Annotated in this window: 6 protein-coding genes; 4 read left to right on the top strand and 2 right to left on the bottom strand. The window is 64.6% G+C overall.

Annotation, left to right across the window (positions count from 1 at the left end; all coding sequences use genetic code 11):
* Positions 1–141 precede the first annotated feature (141 nt).
* The 4 genes from ubiA (at position 142) to EOA29_RS21040 (ending at position 5,121) form a co-directional block, all read left to right on the top strand.
* Positions 142–1,125, top strand: coding sequence for a 4-hydroxybenzoate octaprenyltransferase (ubiA, locus tag EOA29_RS21060; protein WP_127221407.1), 984 nt, complete (start codon positions 142–144; stop codon positions 1,123–1,125).
* A gap of 202 nt (positions 1,126–1,327) precedes the next feature.
* Positions 1,328–2,248: a sugar ABC transporter permease gene (locus tag EOA29_RS21050; protein ID WP_126094390.1), complete on the top strand. Its 921-nt coding sequence runs from the start codon at positions 1,328–1,330 to the stop codon at positions 2,246–2,248.
* Positions 2,248–3,105 (top strand): carbohydrate ABC transporter permease, encoded by an 858-nt coding sequence (locus EOA29_RS21045; protein ID WP_126094389.1) that lies wholly within the window; start codon positions 2,248–2,250, stop codon positions 3,103–3,105. Before EOA29_RS21050 ends, EOA29_RS21045 begins: the two co-directional genes overlap by 1 nt.
* 27 nt (positions 3,106–3,132) lie before the next feature.
* Entirely contained in the window at positions 3,133–5,121 is a 1,989-nt protein-coding gene (locus tag EOA29_RS21040; protein ID WP_126094388.1) for a glycoside hydrolase family 127 protein, read from the top strand.
* A 68-nt stretch (positions 5,122–5,189) separates the two neighbouring features.
* Here the strand turns inward: EOA29_RS21040 and EOA29_RS21035 are convergent, their stop codons facing one another.
* Positions 5,190–5,849: a DUF1194 domain-containing protein gene (locus tag EOA29_RS21035; RefSeq protein WP_126095940.1), complete on the bottom strand. Its 660-nt coding sequence runs from the start codon at positions 5,847–5,849 to the stop codon at positions 5,190–5,192.
* Positions 5,850–6,213: 364 nt separating this feature from the next.
* Positions 6,214–6,536: ABC transporter substrate binding protein (locus tag EOA29_RS21030; protein ID WP_281061099.1), on the bottom strand; the 323-nt coding region annotated here is incomplete at its 5' end.

The raw sequence follows: 6,536 nt of genomic DNA, 5'->3' as shown, positions 1-6,536 counted from the left end.
GTTCACCGTTTCACGGAAACGGCGAACCACTCTATCTCTTTGTTTTCACGCAATTCCGGACGGAAAACCGCTTCACACTTTTCCTGGAATTGCTCTAGCTGCCGCTTGACGACGCCTATTCGTGCTGCCACTCCAGCATCCATGGAAACCATCCAGTCGAAAGCGGCCCAGGGCCGCGTCGCTGATGCGCCGAGCGGCCATTGGGTCTACAGGGTGCTGCCGCGCTGGCTGTGGCCCTACGCGCAGCTCGCGCGCTGGGACCGGCCGATCGGCTGGCAATTGCTTTTGTGGCCCTGCTGGTGGTCAGCGGCCCTTGCGGCAAGCGCCTATCCGCGTCCGACCGACCCGCTGCTGACGCTACTGCCGGCGCCCTGGTACCTGTTGCTGTTCTTCGTCGGCGCCGTCGCCATGCGCGGCGCCGGCTGCACCTACAACGACCTCGCCGACGAGGACATCGACAACCAGGTCGAGCGCACCCGCTCGCGTCCGCTGCCGGCCGGCAAGGTGACACGGCGCCAGGCCTGGGCGTTCCTGGTCATCCAGGCGCTGGTCGGGCTCGCGGTGCTGCTTCAATTCAACAGCTTCGCCATTCCGCTCGGCATCGCCTCTCTTGCGATCGTCGCGGTCTATCCGTTCATGAAGCGCATCACCAACTGGCCGCAATTCGTGCTTGGCCTGGCCTTCTCCTGGGGCGCGCTGATGGGCTGGGCGGCCGAGTTCGGCGATCTCGATGGGCCGGCCATCATGCTCTATATCGGCTCGATCCTATGGGTGATCGGCTACGACACGATCTACGCGCATCAGGACAAGGAAGACGACGCCCTTGTCGGCGTGCGCTCGACGGCGCGGCTTTTCGGCGACAACACCAAGACCTGGCTGGTCGGGCTCTATGGCGGCACGCTCGTCTGCTTCGCCATCGCTTTCGCCTCGGCGCAGGTGCCGATGCCGGCGCTGGCCGGCCTGATTGCGGCCGGCGCGCATATGGCGCGCCAGATCATCCGGCTCGACATCGACAATCCGGATCAGTGCCTGAAGCTGTTCAAGTCGAACAATCAGGTCGGCTGGCTGATCTTTCTGGGGCTGATCGGCGGCGCGCTGTGGGTGGCGTTGAAGCCGCTGGTGTAGTGACGCGTTCCCTTCTCCCCTTGTGGGAGAAGGTGTCGCCGAAGGCGACGGATGAGGGGTGCTCCAGGGAAAGCCAGCGTCTCACTCCGCTGGAACACCCCTCATCCGTCTCGGCGCTGCGCGCCGATCCACCGCCCGGGGGCGAGCCACGGGTCTCGCCCCGTCCTTCGGACCCCACAAGGGGAGAAGGGGGAGCGAAACCATGACCGCCATCATCGCCACCTCCGCTCTCGCCCGGACGCGCGCCGGCGTCAGCCGCCGGCAATGGATGGGCATGCTCTATGTCCTGCCGGCGGTGGCCCTCGTCACCGTCTTCTTCGTCATCCCGCTCGGCATGACGGCGTGGATGTCGCTGCACAACTGGCCGCTAATGGGCGAGCATGCCTTCATCGGCCTCGACAACTATTTTGCGATCCTGCGCGACACCCGCTTCTGGAACGCGCTCAAATTCACCTTCTACTACACGGTGGTCGTCACCATCGCGATCTTCGCCGTCGCCTTTCCGCTGGCGATCTTCATCGAGCGGCCGCGTCCGCTCACCAATCTCTACCGCACCGCCTTCTTCATGCCGGCGGTGGTGGGATTCGCATCGGCGAGCCTGCTCTGGTCATGGCTCTTGAATGTCGATTCCGGCCTGTTCAGCCCGGCCGCCTTCGACCTCGGCCTGACCGAGAAGAAGGTCAATCTTCTCGCCACCTTCCAGCCGGCCTTCTGGTCGATCATCGCCATGGTGGTCTGGAAGGTCGCCGGCTTCACCATGATCATCCTGATGACTGGGCTGCAGTCGATCCCGCAGGACCTGCAGGAGGCCGCCGTCATCGACGGGGCAGGGCCGTTCGCGAGGTTCAGGGCGATCACCTTGCCGCTGATGCGCCGCACGTTGGCGCTGGCGCTGATCCTGTCGGTCGCGGGCTCGATCCTCGCCTTCGACCAGTTCTACATCATCCTGCGCGGCGGCCCGCGCAACCAGACGCTGACGGCCGTGTACTGGATCTTCAACCAGTCCTTCGTGTCGTTCAAGCTCGGCTACGGCGCGGCGCTCTCGATGGTGCTCTTGATCATCCTGGTGGCGCTCAGCCTCATCCAGCTCTGGCTGCTGCGCAAGCCCGAGGGGCTCGACTGATGGCCGAGGTGATGTCACAGAACCGCAAGGCGGCCTTCAACCTCGCCAGGCATTCCACCGGCATCATCGCCTCGGTGCTGTTCCTGGCGCCGATCGTCTGGACCGTGCTGTCGACCTTCAAGCCGGCGCAGGAGGCGCGCCAGCCGCCGCTGCCGCCCTGGCCGACCACCGGCTTCTCGATCGAGAATTATCAGACGCTGAACAGCTTCGGCGACGGGCTCTGGGCCTCGGCGCAGAACAGTATCTATGTCTCGGCAATGACGGTGTTGCTCTCGGTGCTGGTCAGCGTGCTCGCCGGCTACGGCTTCTCGCGTTTCCGCTTCCCGTTCCGGGATTTCTTCTTCGTCCTCATCCTGTCGACGATCATGATCCCGTTCCAGTCGATCCTGACGCCGATCTTCCTGGTGCTGACGAGGCTCGGCCTCCACAACACGCTGACGGGGCTCGTCTGCGTCTACGTCACGCTGCAGTTGCCGTTCTCGATCTTCATGATGCGCAACGCATTCGATGCCGTGCCGCGCGAGATCGAGGAGGCCGCGCGCATGGACGGCGCCAACAACGTCACCATGCTGGTCAAGGTGATGCTGCCGCTGGTCTGGCCGGGCGTCGTCACCATCGCGCTGTTCGCCTTCCTCGGCGCCTGGAACGAATTCCTGGCGGCGCTCGTGCTGATGACCGACCAGTCCAAGTTCACCCTGCCGGTGATGATGACCGCGCTGCAATCCGGCCGCTTCGGCGCCATCGACTGGGGCGCGGTGCAGGCGGGCGTCACGGTGATGATGGTGCCCTGCCTGATCCTGTTCCTGGCGCTGCAGCGCTTCTACATCCGCGGCCTGATGGCCGGGGCCGTCAAATGATTTGCCGCATTCGAATGGAGTGACGTTATGACCGCATCGCAGCCCGCCGCCGCAACCGACACTGCCAAGCCGAAGCTCGCCTTCCGGCCGCTGCCGGTGCCGCAGGTCGATGTCCGCGGCTTCTGGGGCGACCGGGTCGATGCGGTGGCTAGCAAGACCGCCGGCATCCTCTACGACCGCTGCGTCGAGGCGCGCATGCTGGAGCAGATCGATCCGGACCGGCCGTCGCCGGGCGTCGTCATTCCGTTCCATTCGCCGTCGCCGGATGAGGCGGGCGCCCAGGGCGCCGAGTTCACCGGATCGACGGTGACGACGCAGATGTTCTGGGATTCCGACTGGGGCAAGACCATCGAGACCGCGGCCTATTCGCTCTACCGTCGCCGCAATCCGGAATTGGAAAAGAAGATCGATGCCGTCATCGACATGTACGGCAAGCTGCAGCAGCCGGACGGCTATCTATCGAGCTGGTACCAGCGCATCCAGCCCGGCCTGCGCTGGACCAACCTGCGCGATTGCCACGAGCTCTATTGCGCCGGCCACCTGATCGAGGGCGCCGTCGCCTACTACCAGGCGACGGGCAAGCGCAAGCTGCTCGACATCATGTGCCGCTATGCCGACCACATCGCCTCGATGTTCGGCCCGGAACCCGGCAAAAGGAAGGGCTACTGCGGCCATGAGGAGATCGAGCTGGCGCTGGTCAAGCTGGCGCGAGCGACGGGCGAGAAGAAATACATGGAGCTCGCCAAATATTTCATCGACCAGCGTGGCCAGCAGCCGCATTATTTCGACGAGGAGGCGCGCGCCCGCGGCGCCGACCCGAAGGCCTATCATTTCAAGACCTACGAATACAATCAGTCGCACAAGCCGGTGCGCGAGCAGGATAAGGTCGTCGGCCACGCGGTCAGGGCGATGTACCTCTTCTCCGGTATGGCCGACATTGCGACCGAATATGGCGACGACAGCTTGCGCGCGGCACTCGACAGGCTGTGGGACGATTTGACGACCAAGAGCCTCTATGTCACCGGCGGCCTCGGGCCGTCGGCGCACAATGAAGGCTTCACCAGCGACTACGACCTGCCCAACGAGACCGCCTATGCCGAGACCTGCGCCTCGGTCGGCCTGGTGTTCTGGGCGAGCCGCATGCTCGGCATGGGGCCGAACGCCAGCTACGCCGACATGATGGAGCGCGCGCTCTACAACGGCTCGATCTCGGGCCTGTCGCTCGACGGCTCGCTGTTCTTCTACGAGAACCCGCTGGAGAGCCGGGGCGGCCACCATCGCTGGAAGTGGCACCGCTGCCCGTGCTGCCCGCCCAATATCGGCCGCATGGTGGCCTCCATCGGCTCCTATTTCTACGGCCTCGCCGACGATGCGCTGGCCGTGCATCTCTACGGCGACTCGACCGCCCGCTTCGAGATCGCCGGCCGGCCCGTCAGCCTCGTCCAGACCAGCAACTATCCATGGGACGGCGCGGTCGCGATCGAGATCGAGGCGGAGACGCCGGTCGAGTTCACGCTTCACCTGCGCATACCCGCCTGGTGCCGCAAGGCGGCGCTGCAGGTGAATGGCAAGTTGGTCGATCTCGATACGGCGACGAGCGACGGCTACGCCGCGATCCGGGGCGAATGGTGCCAGGGCGACAGGGTCGAGCTCGACCTCGAAATGTCGATGGCGCGCCTCTTTGCCAATCCACACGTGCGGCAAGACATCGGCCGCGTGGCGCTGGCGCGCGGCCCGCTGATCTACTGCGTCGAGGAAACCGACAATGGCGGCGGGCTGCATCGCATCGCCCTGCCGCGCGAGGCCAGGCTCGAGGCGCATGCCGAGCCGAACCTGCTCGGCGGCATCGTCACGCTTTCGGCTATCGGCAGCCGGGCCGAGACGGAGAACTGGGGCGGCGATCTCTACCGCGCCGAGCCGCCTGCCATGGACGAAACGAAGCTCAAGGCGGTCCCGTACTTCGCCTGGGACAACCGCGATCCCGGCGAGATGCTGGTCTGGCTAAGGGAAGGATGAGGGTCGGCCCTGCGCCGTTATCGCGCGCGGCGCGCCAGCATCACGATCGAAGTTGCGGTCGCGCAAGCCTATTGAATGCCGGCTGCCGGAACGTCGACATTCATGCTCACTTCGGTCACCAGCTTGCGCCGAAGGGCCGTGACGTAGTCGTGCGCTCCCTTCGGTGACATCACGAAGGCTTGTGAGCCTCCGATGACGGATCGCGCAAAGTAGGATGCCAGCGGTTGGGCGGAATCCTCGTCGTCCGCCGGAATGGCGATCGCGTTGATCGTGTATCCCCTGGCGATGGCGTTTTCCCGGCTCGGCTGGACGGGCAGCCCGTCATTGTTCTCGCCGTTGGAGGAGATATCGATCACCTTCTTCATGGCATTTCCGGGAAACTCCCCGAGTAGAAGGCTTCCGACGTCGATTGCCGCCGAAACCGAAGTCCCGCCCCGGCCTCGACGGAGGTAGCCGGTATCGCCTTTTCCTCTGATCACCGACGCTGCTGCCTTGGCGTCTTCCAGGCCGCAGATGCGCGTCCAAGGCAGCACGGTGCGCGAGTAGCCGGGGCTCGACCATTCGAAATAGGCCACGCCGATGCAGCCGATGTAATTCTGGGAGATGGCGCTGATGATCTCGGGCGAGGTGAGCGCCGCGGCATGCCCCTCGCGCTGCAGGTCGGCGATCTTGGGATCGATCGAGGAGGAGAAGTCGACGGCGAAGACCACGGCGACGTCGACGTTCATCTTCGCGCCATCGACGTTGGCGGCCTGCGTGGCCGGCGCCCAAAACGCCGCGGCGGCGAGCGTCGCCAGTCTCAGCAAGGAATGGGCACGCTTTCCGGCTTGCCGGTCCGGCGACGCAGGAAATCTGCCGCGCGCCTGTGCGCGACAGAAGGCTGCGTCCGCAAGCAGGAGCAAGTTGGCTGTGAGCTTCGACATCCGCCGCACCCCCGGACCGGAAACCTGTGGCAGGTTTCAGTCATCCCTAATTCAGCGAAGCCTAATTGATGTATCGTCACGGCCGCGCTTGGAGGCGGGGCCCCGGAGGTTCCACAGCGTTAGTTTTGAGTTAGAATCTGGAGAAGGAGGCGGGCAGTTCCTCCCAAAGCTACTCCACCTTCTCTACAAATTGCAGGAACTCAACCGGCGGGAGCAGGTTGAGCTTCCTGGCAACCTTCATGTTCACCAGATAGGCAAACTTGTCGATAGCTACGACCGGCATGTCGCCGGGCTTGGCGTTCTCCATCAGGATCTTGGCCACTTGGTCTCCCGCAAGCTTGCCGACGTCGTAGTCGCGGGCGGCCACCGACATCAGCGCTTGGGACTCGCCGACCAGATGCTCGTAGGGGCTGAGAACTGGCAGGCCGTTAGCCACGGCAGCACTGGTGAAGGCGTCGGCGTTCTTCTCCAGGAACGTGCTCGACCCCAGAT

This window comes from Mesorhizobium sp. M1E.F.Ca.ET.063.01.1.1 (assembly GCF_003998155.1).
In the GTDB taxonomy this organism is placed as follows: Bacteria; Pseudomonadota; Alphaproteobacteria; order Rhizobiales; family Rhizobiaceae; genus Mesorhizobium.
Note: the sequence above shows the minus strand (reverse complement) of the source record. Positions and strands in the feature narration are given on the sequence as shown.

Coding starts and splice junctions, on each gene's coding strand:
- ubiA (WP_127221407.1), top strand. CDS start 142: ATGGAAACCATCCAGTCGAAAGCGGCCCAGGGCCGCGTCGCTGATGCG.
- EOA29_RS21050 (WP_126094390.1), top strand. CDS start 1,328: ATGACCGCCATCATCGCCACCTCCGCTCTCGCCCGGACGCGCGCCGGC.
- EOA29_RS21045 (WP_126094389.1), top strand. CDS start 2,248: ATGGCCGAGGTGATGTCACAGAACCGCAAGGCGGCCTTCAACCTCGCC.
- EOA29_RS21040 (WP_126094388.1), top strand. CDS start 3,133: ATGACCGCATCGCAGCCCGCCGCCGCAACCGACACTGCCAAGCCGAAG.
- EOA29_RS21035 (WP_126095940.1), bottom strand. CDS start 5,849: ATGAACGTCGACGTCGCCGTGGTCTTCGCCGTCGACTTCTCCTCCTCG.